The sequence below is a fragment of the Pantoea sp. CTOTU50773 genome, from assembly GCF_032082325.1.
Classification (GTDB): Bacteria; Pseudomonadota; Gammaproteobacteria; order Enterobacterales; family Enterobacteriaceae; genus Pantoea; species Pantoea communis.
In genome coordinates, this window is sequence record NZ_DAMDQC010000076.1 from 1 (window position 1) to 20,863 (window position 20,863).

At 53.4% G+C, this 20,863-nt stretch carries 17 protein-coding genes; 15 read left to right on the forward strand and 2 right to left on the reverse strand.

Going from position 1 to position 20,863, the window contains the following annotated elements; genetic code table 11:
- Positions 1–668, reverse strand: a 668-nt coding sequence (locus RT340_RS13425; protein WP_313376486.1) for a flagellar cap protein FliD N-terminal domain-containing protein, incomplete at its 3' end; no start/stop codon positions are given.
- 335 nt (positions 669–1,003) lie between these two features.
- Here RT340_RS13425 and RT340_RS13430 point away from each other — a divergent pair.
- The 11 genes from RT340_RS13430 to RT340_RS13480 all read left to right on the forward strand — a co-directional run bounded on the left by RT340_RS13430 (position 1,004) and on the right by RT340_RS13480 (position 11,986).
- Positions 1,004–2,509, forward strand: a complete 1,506-nt coding sequence (locus RT340_RS13430; protein ID WP_313376488.1) for a flagellin — start codon at positions 1,004–1,006, stop codon at positions 2,507–2,509.
- Between the two features lie 211 nt (positions 2,510–2,720).
- Positions 2,721–2,990: a cell envelope integrity TolA C-terminal domain-containing protein gene (locus RT340_RS13435; RefSeq protein ID WP_313376490.1), complete on the forward strand. Its 270-nt coding sequence runs from the start codon at positions 2,721–2,723 to the stop codon at positions 2,988–2,990.
- 313 nt (positions 2,991–3,303) lie between these two features.
- Positions 3,304–4,272: an HNH endonuclease signature motif containing protein gene (locus RT340_RS13440; RefSeq protein WP_160832795.1), complete on the forward strand. Its 969-nt coding sequence runs from the start codon at positions 3,304–3,306 to the stop codon at positions 4,270–4,272.
- 143 nt (positions 4,273–4,415) lie between these two features.
- Entirely contained in the window at positions 4,416–5,138 is a 723-nt protein-coding gene (locus RT340_RS13445; protein ID WP_038646384.1) for an RNA polymerase sigma factor FliA, read from the forward strand.
- 49 nt (positions 5,139–5,187) lie between these two features.
- Positions 5,188–5,691 carry a flagella biosynthesis regulatory protein FliZ gene (gene fliZ, locus RT340_RS13450; RefSeq protein ID WP_034824353.1) on the forward strand — a complete coding sequence of 168 codons (504 nt, stop codon included), beginning with the start codon at positions 5,188–5,190 and terminating at the stop codon, positions 5,689–5,691.
- Positions 5,692–5,822: 131 nt separating this feature from the next.
- A complete protein-coding gene (locus RT340_RS13455; RefSeq protein WP_160832796.1) occupies positions 5,823–6,809 on the forward strand; it encodes a D-cysteine desulfhydrase in 987 nt (328 codons plus the stop codon).
- A 142-nt stretch (positions 6,810–6,951) separates the two neighbouring features.
- Positions 6,952–7,752, forward strand: a complete 801-nt coding sequence (gene tcyJ, locus RT340_RS13460; RefSeq protein WP_034824352.1) for a cystine ABC transporter substrate-binding protein — start codon at positions 6,952–6,954, stop codon at positions 7,750–7,752.
- Positions 7,752–8,420, forward strand: coding sequence for a cystine ABC transporter permease (gene tcyL, locus RT340_RS13465; RefSeq protein ID WP_045815117.1), 669 nt, complete (start codon positions 7,752–7,754; stop codon positions 8,418–8,420). The genes tcyJ and tcyL overlap by 1 nt, the downstream gene beginning before the upstream one ends.
- A complete protein-coding gene (gene tcyN, locus RT340_RS13470) occupies positions 8,417–9,169 on the forward strand; it encodes an L-cystine ABC transporter ATP-binding protein TcyN (protein WP_038646388.1) in 753 nt (250 codons plus the stop codon). The genes tcyL and tcyN overlap by 4 nt, the downstream gene beginning before the upstream one ends.
- Positions 9,170–9,405: 236 nt before the next feature.
- Positions 9,406–10,494 (forward strand): acyltransferase family protein, encoded by a 1,089-nt coding sequence (locus RT340_RS13475; RefSeq protein WP_313376495.1) that lies wholly within the window; start codon positions 9,406–9,408, stop codon positions 10,492–10,494.
- A 409-nt stretch (positions 10,495–10,903) separates the two neighbouring features.
- Positions 10,904–11,986 carry an acyltransferase family protein gene (locus tag RT340_RS13480; RefSeq protein WP_313376497.1) on the forward strand — a complete coding sequence of 361 codons (1,083 nt, stop codon included), beginning with the start codon at positions 10,904–10,906 and terminating at the stop codon, positions 11,984–11,986.
- A gap of 89 nt (positions 11,987–12,075) precedes the next feature.
- Here the strand turns inward: RT340_RS13480 and putA are convergent, their stop codons facing one another.
- Entirely contained in the window at positions 12,076–16,020 is a 3,945-nt protein-coding gene (gene putA, locus RT340_RS13485) for a trifunctional transcriptional regulator/proline dehydrogenase/L-glutamate gamma-semialdehyde dehydrogenase (RefSeq protein ID WP_313376499.1), read from the reverse strand.
- Positions 16,021–16,465: 445 nt separating this feature from the next.
- Between putA and putP the strand changes: the two genes are divergently transcribed.
- From putP to RT340_RS13505, 4 genes are all read left to right on the forward strand, one after another.
- Positions 16,466–17,950: a sodium/proline symporter PutP gene (putP, locus tag RT340_RS13490; RefSeq protein WP_097116811.1), complete on the forward strand. Its 1,485-nt coding sequence runs from the start codon at positions 16,466–16,468 to the stop codon at positions 17,948–17,950.
- Between the two features lie 525 nt (positions 17,951–18,475).
- Positions 18,476–19,309 carry an iron uptake transporter permease EfeU gene (efeU, locus tag RT340_RS13495; RefSeq protein ID WP_313376502.1) on the forward strand — a complete coding sequence of 278 codons (834 nt, stop codon included), beginning with the start codon at positions 18,476–18,478 and terminating at the stop codon, positions 19,307–19,309.
- Positions 19,310–19,363: 54 nt separating this feature from the next.
- Complete coding sequence (gene efeO, locus RT340_RS13500) at positions 19,364–20,482, forward strand: iron uptake system protein EfeO (RefSeq protein ID WP_211728391.1); 1,119 nt, start codon at positions 19,364–19,366, stop codon at positions 20,480–20,482.
- Positions 20,483–20,484: 2 nt separating this feature from the next.
- On the forward strand, positions 20,485–20,863 hold a 379-nt coding region (locus RT340_RS13505), incomplete at its 3' end, for a Dyp-type peroxidase domain-containing protein (protein WP_313376505.1).

Consider the following 20,863-nt stretch of genomic DNA (forward strand, 5'->3'; position numbering starts at 1 on the left):
CTTTTTGTCATTGGAATGTCGGCAGCATCGCTATCTTTGTCATAACCGACAATAGCCTGCAACGTGTCATCGCCTGTGACTTTAATTGACGTGATAGCGCTGTCTTCACCCGTTTCTTTTGATGTGAGTGATAGACGGTAGCTGCCATCAGCAACCTTGATCACACTGGCGGTAATCCCTGCATCAGCGCTATTAATCGCATCTCGCATCCCCGTGAGGGAGGTCTGGTCACTGGTTAAAGTGATGTCTTTACTACTGCCATCAGCAAGCGTGATGCTTAAGGTACGGCTACTTGCTGAACTGTCCCCCAGAGCAGTTGAGTTACTGCTTTGCACGGCAGAGGTCAATGTCTGCGCCTGAGCTAACTGGGTAACGCTAATAGTGTATTTGCCTGCAACAGCACCTGTGGTTGTCGTTGCGCTAAATGAAGAGGTACTGCTGGTTGCTTTCGTCGTATTAAAAAGTGTGGCGTCATTCAGAGTGGTGTTTGCCGTCTGAAAGGTTGACAGCGCACTTTTTAATGTTCCATAAGCAGTCAGCTTAGCTGTATAAGCGGATTGCTGAGTTGAAATGGGGGTGAGCGCTGCTTTCTCGGCTGTTTCCAGACTGTCTAATATAGAGCTGAGGTCAAGGCCAGAACCGACACCTAAGGTAGAAATACTTGCCATGTTGTTTCCTTTTATATCGACACGGAGAGTGAATACCGGGGTTATCGGCTCATAATGGGTAAAGTTTAAAATTATTTATCTACGCGTGATAAAGCGAATAACGCCTATAGAGAAGCGTATTTCTGGCGCTAGAAAAGTAGTGGGCAAACCTAAAGAACGATACGGCAGGGACGATAAAGAGAGGTGTGACAGGTTGAAGGGAAAATTTTTCACCTGGTACTAAAAAAATTCTAAAGGTTGTTCAAGGGCAGACGATAACAACATTGACGGCGCTGAAGCCGGCGGGTTGAAGCCCACACCTTAACCGAAAGACTTGATTAACAGGAATATTTATCATGGCCCAAGTCATTAATACCAACAGCCTCTCGCTGATCACTCAGAACAACATGAACAAGTCGCAGTCCGCTCTGGGCACCGCGATTGAACGTCTGTCATCAGGCCTGCGCATCAACAGCGCAAAAGATGACGCAGCGGGTCAGGCAATTGCTAACCGCTTCACCTCTAACATCAACGGCCTGACTCAGGCTGCTCGTAACGCCAACGACGGTATCTCTGCTGCTCAGACAACTGAAGGCGCACTGTCTGAAATCAACAACAACTTACAGCGTATCCGTGAACTGACTGTACAGTCTCAGAACGGTACTAACTCAGATTCAGACATCTCTTCAATCCAGGACGAAATTAAAGCGCGTCTGGACGAGATTGACCGTGTATCAGGTCAGACTCAGTTCAACGGCGTGAACGTGCTGGCTAAAGACGGTAAAATGAGCATCCAGGTTGGTGCAAACGACGGTGAGACCATCGATATCGACCTGAAAGCCATCAACAGCTCAGTTCTGGGTCTGAACAACCTGGACGTCAGCAGCACCATTACCTCTGATGACATTGCAACAACTGCAACAACGACTCTGCAGGCTGCTGCGATTAAAGTTACTGACCTGACCTATACTGACACCGCTGGCGCCGCGTCTTGGGCTGTATATACCGATGACGATAACGCCGATACTCACTATGTATCTAAAGACGGTGGCACCACTCTTTATGCAGCTACCTATAATTCCACCACCAACTCACTGGAATTTGACAGTACAACAGCTGCAACCCCTGCAACAGGTGCGACTGCTTCTGCTGGCAAAGACATTAGCTTCGGTGATGGCAAAATCATTGCTGCGGACGATATTACTGGCCGTACCGATGACAATGCTGCTGCTGCACCATCTCTGTATCTGGATAAAGATGGCGCTTACTATGCATCAACCGATGGCGGCACTACCTTCGTAAGTGCAACTGTTGATACCACAACTGGTTCTGTTAGCTATGATTCTTCAGCTGCCGCTGCAACTCCGGTTGGTGTAGGTTCTGCTCTGACCGAAGTTAACGACCCAAGCGCTGCTGTAAACGTTGACCTGTCTAGCGTAACTGGCGTGAACAACGCACAGCTGTTCGCTCTGAAAGACGGCAGCGGTTATGTAGTGAAAGGTACTGATGACGACGGTAAAGATGTGATGTACAAAGCTACCGTTAACACCACTACTGGTGCAGTGACTCAGGGTGCACAGGTCACTGAAGATCCATTGTCTGCAATCGACGATGCTATCTCCACTGTTGATAAATTCCGTTCAAGCCTGGGTGCGATTCAGAACCGTCTGGATTCTGCTATCACCAACCTGAACAACACCACTACTAACCTGTCTGAAGCACAGTCTCGTATTCAGGATGCTGACTACGCTACTGAAGTTTCAAACATGTCTAAAGCTCAGATCATCCAGCAGGCGGGTAACTCAGTGTTGGCAAAAGCCAACCAGGTTCCACAGCAGATTCTGTCTCTGCTGCAGGGCTAATCGCTCTAAGCTTGTTGGTTATCCAACCCCGCTTCGGCGGGGTTTTTTTATACCTGCATATCATGAATATGCAGGTATACTCGCGGCTCTAACTTTTAACAGGACGTGAACCATGCGTAATTGCTTTGCCTTGTTAACGCTTCTCCTACTCTCTGGCTGCGCGCCAATAAAGCATCCTCGTACTAATTCTCAAAATCCTCCTGCGCCTGTAGTGACCGATCTCAAAAGCTATTATGACGCCGTCCACTTTGCTATCCAGACCGAGTTTTTTGACGCCGACCATTACATTGGCAAAACCTGCAATTTACGTATTGATCTTGATGAAAAAGGTCAGGTAAGTGGTATGCATGGACTGAGCGGTGATTTATCTCTCTGTACCGAAGCGATGTACGCGGTAAAGAATGCCGAGCTGCCCGCTCCACCTTCTGCAGAGGTGCATGAGAAGACCAAAAGTATGGTGATAGTATTTGCGCCACAGTAAGGATGTGCGATGAATCGCACCGCTACGATTAAAGCGGTCATTAAATTTTTTACGACACCCAAGCGTAGCGGCGCAATTTATTGCGCAACCCAGCAACCCAGCAACCCCATAATCCCGCAGAACACCTAACGACTTCAGGTGTTTCCTTCTGCCCTAAACCAAATTCAGACCCCCCAGTCATCACGATTTCCCCCAACTCCCTATAACCTCAAAAAAGTAACCATCCTGTTACAGTCCCACCCAAAAATGCCGATAACTTCCCCAGAATCATTCCAATTTTTTCGCACGATTTTTTTCTGTTTCTGGGGTGTCTATGCGCTTCAATTATGACTTGTTACCGGGTGAGCTACTGACCTTCGAAGAGATCGCGTTGCGCTATGCGCAGCAGCATCCTGATGAGAAAGAACTCACCGCCCGCGGGTTGCTGAGCCCGTCGACCAGCTTTCGCAATTTGGTGATCCGTGCAGTGTTCGCGCAGGAGGAGATCAACAGTCCGTTGGAGGATCTGCTGTTCGTCTCTGACGATAACGAGCGCAAAAACTATCTGCGTCGTTTTGAGCACTATCTCAAAAGCCAACAAGCTTTCCTTTATTTCCGTCGTAACGATGAAATAAAGAAGGAAGGGCGCTGGAAGGTGGTGGGCGAAACCCAGGTTTACGCCATGCTCGATCCTAACTCGGCAGAAGCGCAGAACCTGCTCACCAGTCGGGGCTTCAAACTAGTGTTGATGCGACAGACGGAAGAGGAGGAGTACTGGCAGCTGTTCGATCCCCATGCGCACCCTTGCTTCCCACTGTCGCGCAAAATTCAGTTTCTGGTGGTGCTGAGTACGCCGCAGCATAAAGTGCCGACGGCGGTGATGCCAGGCACAGAAGTCGGGCGTCGCGTTAAGGCTAAGGTGTTCCAGCGTGCCAGCCAGGCGGAGTTTAGTTCGGCGGTGAAGGCACGCTATGGCGCCTGTATTATTACCGGCACGCAGCTTACGGAACGTCACAGCTGGCCGTGGGTGGAGGCCTGCTATATCGATACCCAGGAAAATGAAGAAGGTTTTCTTGCCGATAACAGCGTCGATAACGGATTGTTCCTGCGCAGTGACTTACAGCGTCTGTTTATCAACAAAATGATAAGCATTAACGCCGAAACCGGGCAGGTGATGTTTAATCCGGCACTGGAAACAGAAGCGCCGATTAGCGATTTTTATCAGACACTTGATGGCAAAACCTGTGCTCTGTGGGACGCGGTGCCGCCTGGCACGCGGCTACGGCTAAAAAACCTGCGCTAAAGAAACCCTGAATGGCGGTGTATTCCACCGCCATCCATAACAAATTTGAAATAACCTCGCTTTTGCCCGCCTATTCTGCCAATCGAAACCCCTACAGAATTGGATAATCATGCCGATAACTTTATTAACGCAGGGTAGTCATCGTGAACGATCTCTATACGCCCGAAGGCGTGATGGATAAACATTCGCTCTGGCAGCGCTACGTTCCTCTGGTGCGACACGAAGCGTTGCGCTTGCAGGTACGTTTGCCAGCCAGCGTTGAGCTTGACGATCTGCTGCAGGCCGGTGGCATTGGTTTATTGAATGCCGTGGAGCGCTACGACGCGCTGCAAGGCACCGCCTTTACCACCTATGCCGTGCAGCGAATCCGAGGGGCGATGCTGGATGAACTGCGCAGCCGCGACTGGGCACCTCGTAGCGTGCGTCGTAATGCGCGCGAGGTGGCCGGTGCTATGCATCAGGTAGAACAAGCGTTGGGGCGCTCGGCTACTGAGCAGGAAGTGGCTGAACAGTTGAATGTTTCGCTGGAAGAGTATCGGCAGATTCTGCTCGATACCAATAACAGCCAACTCTTCTCCTACGACGAGTATCGGGAAGAACACGGTGACAGTGCGGAGCTGGTGACGGAGGGGCATGAAGAAGCCAACCCGCTTCATCAGTTAATGGAAGGAAACCTGCGTGATCGCGTGATTGAAGCCATCGAGGCATTGCCCGATCGTGAAAAATTAGTGCTCACACTGTACTACCAGGAAGAACTGAACCTGAAAGAGATTGGCGCAGTGCTGGAAGTGGGGGAATCCCGCGTCAGTCAACTGCACAGTCAGGCGATTAAACGCCTGCGTGCCCGGTTAGCGGGGGCGCGCTGACAGACTCAGTACCTGGCATCGAAAAAATAAAAATACCGGGGACTCAGCAATGGGAGCCAAAGCCAAAGCCAGACCTTTAAGTCGTTATCTTAAAGACTATAAACACAGCCAAAGCAACTGTTCACATTGTGGCAAAGTTTTAGATCGTATGGCGTTAGTGTTTCGTGGACAGATCATCAATAAAGAGGCCATCGCGCGGATGGACCAGATGATTGATGACCAGGTATGGATGAAACTCCAGCCGGAACTGACCGCGTTATGTCGTTTCTGCAGCGATATTTTTTGTAATACCCATCCTAATTACTTCGACATTATGGCGTTCAAACAGTATCTGTTTGAGCAGACCGAGATGAGTCACAGCACCATTCGCGAGTATGTGGTGCGGCTGCGTCGTCTTGATGACATGCTGAAAGCGAAAAATTTCCCGGCCGACAGATTACGGGGCAACAGCTGGCATGAATGCCTGGAAAACGATTTGCCGGATGCGGGTAACAACAATTACCGCATCGCACTGCGTAAATATGACCAGTTTTTAGGCTGGCAGCAGGGCTGATTGTGATCCTGCCCTTGTTGTTGCTGAGCATAGCAGCAACAGGGGACGCACTCGCAGAATTCCGGGTGCGACTTTTCTCATCTTCTGCAACACTGTATGGATAATTGCACATTGCCCGAATGGAGGCTGCATTGTCTTTACATCTCTTGCACCAGTTCCCACGTCTTGAATTACTCGGTGCACCTACGCCGCTTGAGCATCTGCCACGGCTTTCTGATTATCTCGGTCGCGATATCTTTATTAAGCGTGATGACTTCACGCCTGTGGCAATGGGCGGCAACAAACTGCGTAAACTTGAATTCCTGGCGGCCGATGCGCTGCGCGAGGGCGCGGATGTCCTGCTGACGGCGGGCGCGATTCAATCCAACCATGTGCGCCAGACGGCGGCGGTGGCGGCGCGTCTTGGCCTCAAGTGTGTGGCACTGCTGGAAAATCCGATTGGCACGATCTCAGAAAACTACCTCACCAACGGTAATCGCCTGATGCTCGACCTGATGGATGTCGAGGTGGTGATGGTCGATGCGTTGCACAACCCCACTGAACAGCTGGCCGAACAGGCTGAACGTCTCGAAGCCCAGGGTTTCCGTCCTTATATTGTGCCGGTTGGCGGTTCCAACGCACTGGGCGCGCTCGGTTACGTGGAGTGTGCGCAGGAGATCGCGCACCAAAGCGAAGGCGTGGTGGATTTCGCCGCTGTGGTGGTTGCATCGGGCAGCGCCGGCACCCATGCAGGTTTAGCGGTAGGTCTTGAGCAGTTGCTGCCTGATACCGAGCTGGTCGGTGTGACGGTTTCACGCAAAGTCGACGCGCAGTTGCCGGTGGTAGAGCGCATCCGCAGCGCGCTGGCTGAACAGTTGGAAGTGCAGACGCACGCGCCGATCACGCTTTGGGATGACTATTTCGCGCCGCGTTACGGTGAACCTAATGATGAAGGCATGGAAGCGGTGAAACTGCTGGCGCGTCTTGAAGGCATCATGCTGGACCCGGTCTACACCGGTAAAGCGATGGCCGGATTGATAGATGGCATTGCGCAGAATCGTTTCCGTCGTGAAGGGCCGCTGCTGTTTATTCATACTGGCGGCGCGCCTGCGTTATTTGCTTATCATCCTTCGGTCTAAGGCTAAGATAAAAAAGGTTTATAATCCGGCAGCTGTTGTTCTGGCCTGAAATGGGCCTGAATGCAGCGCCAATAACGAAAAGGCGGCAAATCCCGGTTTCGCCGCCTCATAGCACACAACACATCACAATAATGGGGTAAACATGGCTTTCTCTCCAATTCGTCGCCAACTGGTGATGGGCATGATGGCGGTCGCGCTGGTCGCGGGCGTTAACGTTAAAACGTTCGCCGCAGAAGATCTGCTGGCACAGGTGAAGAGCAAAGGTGAGCTGCGCGTGGGTCTGGAAGGCACCTATCCGCCGTTCAGTTTCCAGGATGAGAGCGGCAAGCTGACTGGTTTCGAAGTGGAGTTTGCGCAAGAGCTGGCGCAACACCTTGGCGTCAAAGCGGATCTGAAACCGACCAAGTGGGATGGCATGCTGGCGGCATTGGATTCTAAACGTATCGACGTGGTGATCAATCAGGTAACGATTTCACCCGAGCGTAAGAAGAAGTATGACTTCTCCACGCCATACACCATCTCTGGCGTTCAGGCGCTGACGATGAAGAAAAATGCTGGCAGCATCACCAAGCCAGAGGATCTCTCTGGTAAGAAAGTCGGTGTCGGCCTGGGGTCTAACTACGAACAGTGGCTGCGTGACAACGTCAAAGGCGTCGATATCCGTACCTATGATGATGACCCAACCAAATACCAGGATCTGCGTTCAGGTCGTGTTGATGCCATTCTGGTGGACCGTTTAGCGGCGCTGGATCTGGTGAAGAAAACCGGCGACACCATGGCGGTAGCGGGCCCGGCCTTCTCTCGTCTCGAATCCGGCGTGGCGCTGCGTAAAGGCAATGACGACCTGCTGAAAGCCATTGATGCAGCGATTGCTGATATGCAGAAAGATGGCTCGCTGAGCAAACTCTCTGAGAAATGGTTCGGCGCGGACGTCACTAAATAATGCAGGAAAGCTTACAACTGGTGCTGGATTCAGCACCATTCTTACTCAAAGGCGCGCTGTTCACGCTGCAGCTGAGTATCGGCGGGATGTTCTTCGGTCTGGTACTTGGCTTTGTGCTGGCGCTGATGCGCCTGTCACATTTCTGGCCAGTAAACTGGCTGGCGCGTATCTATGTGTCGATTTTCCGTGGCACGCCGCTGATCGCCCAGCTGTTTATGATCTACTACGGCCTGCCGCAGTTCGGTATTGAGCTGGATCCTATCCCATCAGCGATGATCGGTTTGTCACTCAATACTGCCGCTTACGCCTCTGAATCCCTGCGTGGCGCGATTGCGGCGATTGAACGTGGGCAGTGGGAAGCGGCGGCGAGTATTGGCATGACGCCATGGCAAACCTTGCGTCGTGTCATCCTGCCGCAAGCGGCACGTACCGCCTTGCCACCGCTTGGTAATAGCTTTATCAGCCTGGTGAAAGACACCTCGCTGGCGGCCACCATTCAGGTGCCGGAGCTGTTCCGTCAGGCGCAATTGATCACCTCACGTACGCTGGAAGTGTTCACCATGTATCTGGCTGCCTCGCTGATTTACTGGGTGATGGCGACGGTGCTGTCGGCGTTGCAAAACCGCCTGGAAGCGCATGTGAATCGACAGGATCGGGAGGCAAAATGAGTGCGATTGAAGTACGTCAGCTGGTCAAGCAGTTCCACGGCCAGACCGTGTTGCACGGCATCGATCTGGATGTGGCACCGGGTGAAGTGGTGGCAATTATCGGGCCAAGCGGTTCGGGGAAAACCACCTTGCTGCGCAGTATCAATCTGCTGGAAGTGCCCGATAGCGGCCGCGTCACGGTGGGTAATATCACCATTGATGCCAGTATTGGGCTCAACAAGCAGAAAGAGCAGGTTCGCCGTTTGCGTCAGCAGGTGGGTTTCGTGTTCCAGAACTTCAATCTGTTCCCGCATCGTTCAGTGCTGGAGAACATCATTGAAGGGCCGGTGATCGTGAAGGGTGAACCGAAAGCGGAAGCCATTGCCCGCGCCCGCAGCTTGCTGGAGAAGGTCGGTCTGCACGGCAAAGAGGAGAGCTTCCCGCGTCGCCTTTCTGGCGGGCAGCAGCAGCGTGTCGCCATTGCGCGTGCGCTGGCGATGCGACCGGAAGTGATTCTGTTCGATGAGCCGACTTCGGCGTTGGATCCTGAGCTGGTGGGTGAAGTGCTGAATACCATCCGCGCGCTGGCGCAGGAGAAACGCACCATGGTGATCGTCACGCATGAGATGAGTTTTGCGCGTGACGTGGCCGATCGGGCGATCTTTATGGATCAGGGCCGTATCGTGGAGCAGGGCGCAGCGAAAGAGCTATTCAGCCATCCGCAGCAGGCACGCACCCGCCAATTTCTTGACAAGTTTCTTAACCAATAGTCTCAAGCGTCGTCTGGTTCTGACGGCGCTTTTTCTTTTCTCATCTGAATCCCTTCTCTCAGTTTCCTCTGAAAATTGTCAAAGAACTTTCAATTAACCGTCTGAAAAATAATATTTTATTGCCTATGAAATTTTGCTGGCAAGGAGCAGAAGGATTTTTAAGACGCCCCCGATTGAGACATCTTTGTAAATATAAATAATTCTTTACAAATTCATGGCGCAATCAGGATCATAAAATGACACATGCCAGAAATGAAGTCCTCTGGATCAACACGTTAAAAGGTGCCTGCATCTTGCTGGTGGTGTTGCACCACTCGATTATCACCACTTTCGCTCCCTCACTGCATCACCTCACGGCCGGCATGGTCCCCGCGCACTGGTGGGTGACCTTCAATACCTATCTTTCACCGCTGCGTATGCCCGCTTTTTTCTTTGTCTCAGGCCTGCTGGCGGCCAGTTCGATCGTCAAAAAGAGCTGGAAAGAGGTGTTCACCAAGAAGTTCAGCAATATCGTGTATCTCTATTTGCTGTGGGGGGTGATTCAGTGGCTGAGCATTCACTATATCTCCGCGCACCTCGGTGAGCGGCTGTCCAGCACCAAAAACGCTGCCTATGCCGACACGCCGTTTGAGTTCCTTAAACTGCTGCTGACTTCCATGACCAGCCTCTGGTATCTGTACGCGCTGGCGGGCTTCTTCCTGTTCACCAAGCTGTTCCACCGCCAGAAAATGGCGCTGATGGCACTGGCGATTGTCGCGACCTACGCTGCGCAGTTTAGCCTGATCCCTGGTTGGGGGCCGGCCAGCGTGGCGCAAAACTATCTCTACTTCCTGCTCGGCGTATTCTTCAGCCAGTCTTTGATTGAGATGAGCCAGCTTAAGCGCCAACACTGGCTACTGCTGGCAGGCATCGCGGTGATTGGCGTGGTACATCATGTGGGGGGCATCTATAAAAACCCGTTCTACAGCCTGCTGACCATCGTGTTTGGTATCGTCGTGTGCCGTTTCCTCAATGAGCGCCTGAACATGGCGTGGCTGAACTGGATTGGCCGTAACACGCTGCAGATTTACGTACTGCACCGCATCTTCATAGAGTTGCTGGGACTGAGCGCGATTGCCCTGGCGTTGCATTACGGCTGGTTTGGTCATGCGGCCTTCAGTTGGGCATGGGCGCTGCTGATGCCGTTGACGGGCGTGGCGCTCTGCGTGACGATCTCACTGGCGGTGTGGTCACTGCTGAATCGCGGTCCAGGCAGAATGTTATTCATCTATCCGCGACTGTTGAGAAAACCCGTGCCAGAGACAAAAGCGGCACCGCTGCAATAATCAAAAAGGGCCAGTTCGCTGGCCCTAATTATTTTCTCTTAGCACAATATTAATATCCGCGTTTATCCATCTGCCACATTTCATAATTGTCCGAATAAAATTTGATTTTAATTTGGTTTGTTTGTGGTGGATTGCTCTTAATTTCCCTGTATTAATTGCTAACCTTATTTCCCTCGTCATACCCTTAGTGACTCTAATTTGGGGAGATATTGTTAGCCTGCTTAGCATTTGATTAATGTCTGGAACTGTAAAGTATTGTTATATCAGGACCAGTAAAAAACTTTTAGGACTTTCGCTAGAGTCATCCCCCGCCAGCTTGTTTAATAATCGTTGAATAACCAGAAATGCATCATTGTTTATTTCCTCATACTTCTCCTTAAAGACCTACACAGCAGCGGGAGTTAATCATATGAATAACGCCAGGAAAGAAGATATTGCATGGGTCAATACCCTGAAAGGGGCCTGCATATTGCTGGTGGTGTTGTACCACACCGTATTACCCGGATTTGAAGGAACGGTGAAATTATTGACGGCGGGTTGGATACCGGCAGAAATATGGGTGCAGTTTAATACTGTTTTATCTCCGCTGCGTATGCCAGCCTTTTTCTTTGTTTCGGGCTTGCTGGCAACCAACGGGATTCTTAATCGTCCGTGGAAGCAGGTATTTACCAGTCGTATTACCAACCTGTTCTATCTCTATATTTTGTGGGGCTTTATTCAGTGGTGGTCGATTGTGGGTATCTCGACAGAGATTACCGGCCAGCGTATCTCACACAATCTGAATGCCGCCTATGCGGGTTCACTGTTTGAGTTCCTGAAACTGACGTTTATGGCGATGAGCACCTCGTGGTATCTGTACGGACTGGCACTGTATTTCCTGTGTGCGAAGATCTTCCACAAACAGAAAGTGGCGTTGCTGGTGGTCGCGGTTGCGCTTAACTATCTGGCAGTGGAGAAGATCATTCCATACTGGGGACCGCAAAGCGTGGCGCAGTACTTCCTGTTCTTCCTGCTGGGCGCGTTCTGGAGCCCGCTGATGCTGCGTATGAGCGAATGGCGTCGTGAAAATCTCGTGCCATGGGCGCTGCTGGCGACGGTATCAGGGATTCACATTATCTTCGGTCTGGATAAGAGCCTGTTCCTGTGCATCATCGCGGTGCTGGCGAGCGTGGCGGCCTGCCGCAGGCTTAACGCGCACTTTAAGATGACGTACTTTAACTGGATTGGCCGTAACACCCTGCAAATCTACGTAATCCATCGTATTTTCATTGAGTATTTTGGCATGTCAGCGATTCTGTTCGCTCAGCGCCATCATCTGTTTGACTATGCCTGGTTCTCCGTGTTGTGGGCGTGTTTCTATCCGGTTGCGATTGTGGGGATTTGCTCGCTGCTGTCGGTGGCGGTGTGGTCTGTCACCAATCGCGGGCTGGGGCAGTCGCTGTTTGTCTTCCCGACCTTGATTGGTATGAAGCGCAACAAGTCTGTGGCTTAAGCTCAAAGTACAAAACAGTAGCGCCGCAACAAGTGGATATACTCGTCGCGGCGCGCCATGAAAAAGGGCCCTTGCGGGCCCTTATCTTTTTAACCAATGGTCATCAGACTGGCGTTACCACCCGCTGCGGCGGTATTCACGCTCAGTGAGCGCTCTATCAGCAGACGTTCCAGCAACAGATTGGTTTCGCCACGCGCGAAGCCCTGCACCGAAACAATCGCGCCGTCACGCGCAGCAACCTGCTCGCACAGCACACGTAACTGATCGGCGTCACCGTGATAGATCACCGCATCAAACTCGGCGGCCAGCAAATCTTTCACCAACACCACGTGTTTTTGCACGGCGGCAGGTAGTGATTTGCGCAGTGCGCGATGCAACTCATCATCCTGCCAGATTGCCTGACTGCCCACGCTGGTCACTGCTGCCAGTTGCGTCAGTGCGTCCTGCTCGTTATCCGCAATACAGAGGACATGATCGCGCGGCAGAAGCGTGAAGGTGTTACGTTCACCGGTTGGGCCTGGCAGCAGTCGCACCGTACCCCCCTGCGCCAGCTCGTCATAACGCTGACAGAGTGCCAGCAGTTCAGGTTTATCCTGCGCCCAGCTCTGCAATGACTGGTGCGCGCTCGTCAGCTCAGCACGTACAGAACTGTCGACTGGACGCTCGGCATGCTGACGATCGAAGGTCTTACGCAGTGCACTGTCTGGGCGGTTTGCCAGCAGGCGATAGAGATACAAAGGACCTCCGGCTTTTGGACCGGTGCCGGATAAACCTTCTCCACCAAAGGGCTGCACGCCGACGACCGCGCCGACCATATTGCGGTTCACATACAGGTTACCGACCTTCGCGCCTGCCGTGACTTGCGCGATAGTTTCATCAATACGCGTATGCACACCCAGCGTCAGACCGTAACCAGAGGCGTTAATCTGATCGATCAGCTGTGGCAGGCTGTTACGCGCATAACGCACCACGTGCAGCACTGGGCCAAACACTTCTTTATCCAGATCGCTTACCTGACCCAGCTCGATCAGGGTTGGCTTGATAAAGGTGCCGCTGGTCCACTCTTTGCTGTCTTGCGGATTGTCCTGCGCCGCCTGATACACGGTGAAACCTTTATTGCGCATCGCCTGAATGTGGCGCTCGATGTTACCTTTGGCTTCGGCGTCGATCACCGGGCCGATATCCGTAGAGAGACGTTCCGGATTGCCCATGCGGCATTCGGCCATCGCGCCACGCAGCATTTTCAGGGTGTGATCGGCGACATCATCTTGTACGCACAGCAGACGCAGCGCCGAGCAACGCTGTCCGGCGCTGTCAAAGGCGGAGGCAACGATATCGACCACCACCTGCTCAGTCAGCGCCGAAGAATCCACGATCATGGCGTTCATGCCGCCGGTTTCAGCAATCAGCGGCGTTGGGCGGCCTTGCGGATCGAGACGACCCGCCAGATTGCGTTGCAGCAGCGTCGCGACGGCGGTGGATCCGGTGAACATCACACCGCGTACTCGCTCGTCACCCGTTAACTGTGCACCGACAGTCTCGCCCTGGCCCGGCAGCAGTTGCAGCACACCTGATGGCACGCCCGCATCCAGCATGATTTGTACCGCCTGCGCGGCTATCAGCGGCGTCTGCTCAGCGGGTTTCGCCAGCACGCTGTTACCGGCTGCCAGTGCTGCAGCAATCTGACCGGTGAAGATCGCCAGCGGGAAGTTCCACGGGCTGATGCACACCACCGGGCCGAGCGGACGATGGGTTTCGTTATCGAAATCATCACGCACCATACCGGCGTAGTAATAGAGGAAATCAACCGCTTCACGCACCTCGGCAATGGCGTTGTTGTAGGTCTTACCTGCTTCACGCACCAGCAGGCCAATCAGCTGCTGCATCTGGCCTTCCATCGCTTCGGCGGCGCGCTCCAAAATGGCTGCACGTTCTTGTGGCGGGGTGGCAAACCAGATTGGACCGGCATTTACTGCGGCATCCAGCGCTTCCGAGACTTCTGCTTCGCTGGCATCGCGCACGCTGCCCACCACATCGGCTTGCGCAGAAGGGTTGAGTACCGGACGGCTCACGCCGTCACCCAGCTCACCTTCGACCAACGGCTGGGCAATCCATGGCTGGCTGGCGCTATTGAGCAGGGCGCTGGAGAGTGATGCCAGACGATGTTCGTTAGCCAAATCCAGACCGGCTGAGTTGGCGCGCTTATCACCATACAGATCGCGCGGCAGCGGGATTTTCGGATGCGGTAAACCGACTGCGCCTTCGGTCAGCGCCATCTTCTCCACCGCAGAAACCGGATCGGCAACCAGCTCATCCAGCGGCAGGGTGTTATCCGCGATGCGGTTAACAAACGAGGTGTTGGCCCCGTTTTCCAGTAAGCGACGTACCAGATAGGCGAGCAGGGTTTCATGGGTGCCGACCGGTGCGTAGATACGGCACGGACGGTTCAGTTTGCCGTCTGCCACTTTGCCGACCACCTGCTCATACAGCGGTTCGCCCATGCCGTGCAGGCACTGGAACTCGTACTGACCCGGATAGTAGTTATTGCCTGCCAGCTGATAGATCGCTGCCAGCGTGTGAGCGTTATGAGTAGCAAATTGCGGATAGATCAGATTCGGTACCGCCAGCAGTTTGCGGGCGCAAGCCAGGTAAGAGATGTCGGTGTACACCTTGCGAGTATAAACCGGATAACCTTCCAGCCCATCAATCTGCGCACGTTTGATTTCGCTATCCCAATACGCGCCTTTCACCAGACGGATCATCAGGCGACGGCGGCTGCGTTGGGCGAGATCGATCAGGGAGTCGATCACAAACGGGCAGCGCTTCTGGTATGCCTGAATCACAAAGCCAATCCCGTTCCAGCCGTCCAGTTCCGGCTCGAAGCACAGCTTTTCTAACAGGTCGAGCGACAGTTCCAGACGGTCTGCTTCTTCCGCATCGATATTGATACCAATGTCGTAAGAGCGCGCCAGTAAGGTCAGTGATTTAAGGATCGGATATAGCTCTTCCATCACGCGTTCATACTGCGCGCGGCTATAGCGAGGATGCAGGGCCGACAGTTTGATCGAGATGCCTGGACCTTCATAGATGCCACGGCCATTGGAAGCTTTACCAATGGCATGGATCGCCTGCTGATAGGACACCAGATAAGCTTTGGCATCACTGGCGGTCAGCGCTGCTTCACCCAGCATATCGTAGGAGTAGCGGAAGCCTTTCTCTTCCAGTTTGCGCGCATTGGCCAGTGCTTCCGCAATGGTTTCGCCGGTGACGAACTGCTCGCCCATCAGGCGCATCGCCATATCCACGCCTTTGCGGATCAGCGGTTCTCCACTCTTACCAATAATGCGATTAAGTGAACGCGACAAGTTGGCTTCATTGTGAGTCGATACCAGACGTCCGGTAAACAGCAGACCCCAGGTTGCGGCGTTAACGAACATCGACGGGCTGCGGCCCAGATGCGACTGCCAGTTGCCATTGCTGATTTTGTCGCGAATCAGCGCGTCACGAGTTGGTTTGTCGGGAATACGCAGCAGCGCTTCCGCCAGACACATCAGCGCCACGCCTTCCTGCGAAGAGAGGGAGAACTCTTGTAACAGACTTTGCACCATTCCGGCGCGTCCGGTTGCACCTTTTTGGTGACGCAACTTATCCGCCAGGCTATAAGCCAGCTGATGGGTTTTCTCGGCCAGCGGGGCAGGGAGACGCGCCTGCTCCAGCAGCATCGGTACCGCATCGGTTTCCGGACGACGCCACGCAGCGGTGATGGCAGAGCGCGTAACCGACTGCGGCAAAATATGTTCAGCGAAGTCGAGGAAGGGCTGGAATGACTCGTCTGCCGTGCCTTCTTCACTGGCGGCGTCGGCGAGCTGTAGGGGAATTTCCGGCAAAGATTCACCGGCTTCCAGCTGCGAAAGGTAGTTAAAAATCGCCTGTTTGATCAGCCAGTGTGGGGTGCGGTCAATTTTACCTGCCGCCAATTTAATGCGATCGCGGGTGGCTTCATCCAACTTCACCCCCATGGTGGTCGTTCCCATGATTTCCTCGTCCTCAAAATATGATTCAACATCAGCGTGGGCTGCACTATCACTCATGTTGCAACTTTGTGCAACCATGTTAAATGTGACCTGAGTTGCACGTTTATCAACACTTAAAATAGGTCATGTGAAAAAACGGCACAAAACTTGCTGCAAGAAGCTCGCCAAAGTTGCAACTCCCTTCAACGAGAGCACTCTCATGTTGAACAAGGTGCAACTCAAAGTGTGAGCGCGTGCAACCTATTGGCATTAAATCAGCGAAGTCAGGTGAAACCATTGTGACAGCTGTGTTAAATGCATTGTGCGCGCCGCCCCTTTGCGGCAGGATACCGCGCCTTAAGAGAAATCGCTTTCTCTGGATGCGGTAAAGCCCTGATGCCGTCCCGTTCCGATGGCTCAGGAAAAAAGATTTCTCTTAACGGATTAAATAATAAGTGGAGAGAGTATGAGTATGAGTACACCGATGTTGGTGACCTTTGTAATTTATATCCTGGGAATGGTGCTGATTGGCTTTATTGCCTACCGTTCGACCAAAAACTTTGACGACTACATTCTGGGCGGACGCAGTTTAGGCAGTGTGGTCACCGCACTGTCAGCGGGTGCATCAGATATGAGCGGTTGGTTGCTGATGGGCTTACCCGGCGCCATCTTCCTTTCCGGCATTTCAGAAAGCTGGATCGCCATTGGCCTGACCATCGGTGCCTGGCTTAACTGGAAAATTGTGGCAGGTCGCCTGCGCGTGCAGACCGAACATCACGATAATGCCTTAACGCTGCCGGACTTCTTCTCCAGCCGTTTCGAAGACAAAAGCAAGCTGCTGCGTGTTATCTCCGCTGTAGTCATTCTCATCTTCTTCACCATTTATTGCGCATCAGGCGTGGTTGCGGGTGCACGTCTGTTTGAAAGCACCTTCGGTATGGATTACCAAACTGCGCTGTGGGCCGGTGCTGCTGCCACCATTCTTTATACGCTGGTGGGCGGATTCCTGGCGGTGAGCTGGACCGATACCGTGCAGGCCAGCCTGATGATCTTCGCGCTGATCCTCACTCCGGTGTTTGTGATTATCGCGGTAGGTGGCCTGGATGATTCACTGGCGGTGATCGAAGCAAAAAGTCTTGAAAACCTCGACATGCTGAAAGGGCTCAACTTTGTTGCCGTTATCTCCTTACTCGGATGGGGCCTGGGTTACTTTGGACAACCGCATATCCTGGCGCGCTTTATGGCGGCGGATTCACATCACTCGATTCGCACTGCACGTCGCATTGGCATGACCTGGATGATCCTGTGCCTGGCCGGTGCCGTGGCGGTGGGCTTCTTCGGTATCGCCTACTTCCAGAACCACCCTGAGCAAGCGGCAGGCGTAAGCCAGAACGGCGAACGCGTGTTCATTGAACTGGCGCGTATCCTGTTTAACCCGTGGATTGCTGGCATCCTGCTGTCTGCGATTCTGGCAGCGGTGATGTCCACCCTAAGCTGCCAGCTTCTGGTGTGCTCAAGCGCCCTGACAGAAGATCTCTACAAAGGCTTCCTGCGTAAAAATGCCAGTCAGAAAGAGCTGGTGTGGGTAGGGCGTTTAATGGTGCTGCTGATTGCGTTGATCGCCATCGCGCTGGCGGCCAATCCGGAAAACCGTGTGCTCGGCTTAGTCAGCTATGCATGGGCGGGCTTTGGTGCTGCCTTCGGTCCGGTTGTTCTGTTCGGCGTATGCTGGAAACGTATGACCCGCAATGGCGCGCTGGCCGGGATGGTGATTGGTGCACTGACGGTGCTGCTGTGGAAACAGTATGGTTACACCGAACTGTATGAAATCATTCCTGGCTTCATCTTCGCCAGCATCGCGATTGTGGTGTTCAGCCTGATCGGCAAAGGCCCATCAAAAGAAGCACAAGCGCGCTTCGCCGCCGCTGAAGCTGAATACAACACCAAGTAATTCTGTCTCTGACACACTAAGCCCGCCCGTATACGGCGGGCTTTTTTTATGGAATCGACCAGGCTTCAGCATTCCCTTCAAAGCAATGACATAGTTAGTCGTCCGATAAAGGCCATTCCGGGGAGCGAAGCGTCCGCGCCATGGACGGCGCGGCCGATCTGCAGGGATGCGTGGTTTCTTCGCGATCGGGATGGCCTTTAGTGGACAATGCGCTGAACTCAAAGCGACACCTCTACACTGAACCTGAAGCGATAACTCTGCACCGAACGTGCAGCGAAAACCCGGCACTGAACCTGCAGCGATATCCCGGCACTGAGCTTGCAGCCACACCCCAGCACTGAATATTTATCTGAACGCTGAAATCCCCATCACCCATTTTCAGTGAATCCGTATTACAGCCCGCAAATGAGAAATAATTTCATTCAGTGACTTGTAATTTTACCCGCGATAATGATAATCGATATCGTTTGCACTTTACGTATTTTTACCTAAGGTTTACCCTCCTTAACAATCAAGAGGTTGGTGATGTTCGTACCGTTTCTCATTATGCTGCGTGAAGGTCTTGAAGCAGCTCTCATCGTCAGCCTGATTGCCAGCTACCTGAAACGCACCCAGCGCACTCAGTGGTTCCCCGCGATGTGGGCGGGTGTCTTCATTGCCGCGGCACTCTGCTTAGGCCTTGGCATCTTCATCAATGAAACCACCGGCGAATTCCCGCAAAAACAGCAAGAACTGTTTGAAGGCATCGTCGCGGTCGTCGCGGTGGTCATCCTCACGTCCATGGTGTTCTGGATGCGCAAAGTCTCACGTAACATCAAAGCCACACTGGAACGATCGGTCGATCAGGCATTGCAAAAGCAGGGCGGCGGTGGCTTCCCGCTGGTCCTCATGGTCTTTCTGGCCGTGGCGCGTGAAGGTCTCGAATCCGTCTTCTTCCTGCTGGCGGCTTTCACCCAGGATGTTGGCTACGCGCCGCCGATTGGCGCGGTGCTGGGCTTATTAACGGGGATTGTTTTGGGCATGCTGCTCTACTACGGCGGCATCCGCCTCAACCTGGCGAGCTTCTTCCGCTGGACCAGCTTATTCATTCTCTTTGTTGCCGCAGGTCTCGCGGCAGGTGCGATCCGTGCTTTCCACGAAGCGGGGCTCTGGAACCACTTCCAGGACATTGCTTTCGACCTCAGCAACACGCTCTCCACCCACTCGGTGGTCGGTACGCTGCTGGAAGGCATTCTCGGCTATCAGGAAACGCCAAGCGTCAGTGAAGTGGCGGCCTGGCTTATCTACCTGATTCCGGCGCTGCTGCTGTTCTTCTTCCCGGCGCGCCCAACGGCCAGTGCTGCGCGCACCACACGCTGAAATTAAATCAGGCGCGATTGCGCGTCTGTTCTTCCATGTAACAGGGATATCACTATGACGATTCGCTTCCGCCGTAAGGCGCTGTTGGTTTCAATGCTGGCTCTCTCAGGCGCCGCATCTGCTGCATCCATCCCGCAAGTCACGGTTACCGTCACTGACAAACAGTGTGAGCCGATGTCACTCAATGTGCAGGCGGGTAAAACCCAGTTCATCATTAAAAACAACAGCCAGAAAGCGCTGGAGTGGGAAATCCTGAAAGGGGTGATGGTGGTAGAAGAGCGTGAAAACATCGCGCCGGGTTTTAGCCAGAAACTGACTGCGAACCTCGAAGCGGGCGAATATGACATGACCTGTGGCTTGCTGACCAACCCGAAAGGCAAATTGGTGGTATCGGGTGAGTCGAAAACCGCTGCCAAAGGTAAAACCGACATCATGCAGCTGGCTGGCCCAATCACAGACTACAAAACCTACGTGATGAGCGAAGTCAAAGAGTTGGTGGCGGGCACTCAGGCCTTCACCGATGCGGTTAAAGCGGGCGACCTGGAAAAAGCCAAAGCGCTGTACGCACCAACCCGTGCGTACTACGAGCGTATCGAACCGATTGCAGAACTGTTCTCAGATCTGGACAGCAGCATTGATGCCCGTGAAGATGACTTCGAGAAAAAAGCGGACGATCCGAAATTCACCGGCTTCCACCGCATCGAAAAAATCCTGTGGGCCGACAAAACCACCAAAGGTGCTGAAGAGTTCGCCACTAAGCTGAATCAGGACGTGCTGGATCTGCAGACCCGCATCAGTGAACTGGCCTTCCCTCCGGCGAAAGTGGTCGGTGGCGCAGCTGGCCTGATCGAAGAAGTGGCGGCCAGCAAAATCTCGGGTGAAGAAGATCGTTACAGCCGTACCGACCTGTCCGACTTCCAGGCCAATATCGACGGCGCACAGAAAATCGTTGATCTGCTGCGTCCACAGTTGCAAAAAGCTAACCCGCAGCTGCTGGCGAAAGTCGATGCTAACTTTAAGAAAGTCGACAGCATCCTCAGCAAATACCGCACCAAAGACGGTTTCGAATCTTACGAGAAACTGACTACCGCTGACCGCAATGCGCTGAAAGGGCCGATCACCACTCTGGCGGAAGATCTCTCCCTGCTGCGCGGCACTTTAGGTCTCGACTAATCATGAGCCATAAAAATGACGCGGCAGAGCCGTCGCGTCGTCGTTTATTGCAGGGGTTAGGTATGTTGGGCGGCGCGGCCGCCCTGAGTGGCGGTTGTCCGTTCCATACGGCAGCCGCGGCTGACAGCTTCTCTCCTGGCACGATTGCACCCGATGCGCGCCAGCAGGCGCAACCTTTCTACGGCCCGCATCAGGCTGGCATTATCACCCCGCAGCAAGCTTCGATGATGCTGGTGGCCTTTGACGTCTTAGCCAGTGATAAAAGTGACCTCGAGCGTCTGTTCCGTCTGCTAACAGCGCGCTTCGCTTTCCTGACAAAAGGAGGCGCCGCGCCAGTTGTCACCAACCCGCAGCTGCCGCCAATGGATTCCGGCATTCTTG

Bases quoted from the DNA above. Each gene is read 5' to 3' on its own strand.
- RT340_RS13430 (WP_313376488.1), top strand. From the start codon at position 1,004: ATGGCCCAAGTCATTAATACCAACAGCCTCTCGCTGATCACTCAGAAC.
- RT340_RS13440 (WP_160832795.1), top strand. From the start codon at position 3,304: ATGCGCTTCAATTATGACTTGTTACCGGGTGAGCTACTGACCTTCGAA.
- fliZ (WP_034824353.1), top strand. From the start codon at position 5,188: ATGGGAGCCAAAGCCAAAGCCAGACCTTTAAGTCGTTATCTTAAAGAC.
- tcyJ (WP_034824352.1), top strand. From the start codon at position 6,952: ATGGCTTTCTCTCCAATTCGTCGCCAACTGGTGATGGGCATGATGGCG.
- tcyL (WP_045815117.1), top strand. From the start codon at position 7,752: ATGCAGGAAAGCTTACAACTGGTGCTGGATTCAGCACCATTCTTACTC.
- tcyN (WP_038646388.1), top strand. From the start codon at position 8,417: ATGAGTGCGATTGAAGTACGTCAGCTGGTCAAGCAGTTCCACGGCCAG.
- RT340_RS13475 (WP_313376495.1), top strand. From the start codon at position 9,406: ATGACACATGCCAGAAATGAAGTCCTCTGGATCAACACGTTAAAAGGT.
- RT340_RS13480 (WP_313376497.1), top strand. From the start codon at position 10,904: ATGAATAACGCCAGGAAAGAAGATATTGCATGGGTCAATACCCTGAAA.
- putA (WP_313376499.1), bottom strand. From the start codon at position 16,020: ATGGGAACGACCACCATGGGGGTGAAGTTGGATGAAGCCACCCGCGAT.
- putP (WP_097116811.1), top strand. From the start codon at position 16,466: ATGAGTATGAGTACACCGATGTTGGTGACCTTTGTAATTTATATCCTG.
- efeU (WP_313376502.1), top strand. From the start codon at position 18,476: ATGTTCGTACCGTTTCTCATTATGCTGCGTGAAGGTCTTGAAGCAGCT.
- efeO (WP_211728391.1), top strand. From the start codon at position 19,364: ATGACGATTCGCTTCCGCCGTAAGGCGCTGTTGGTTTCAATGCTGGCT.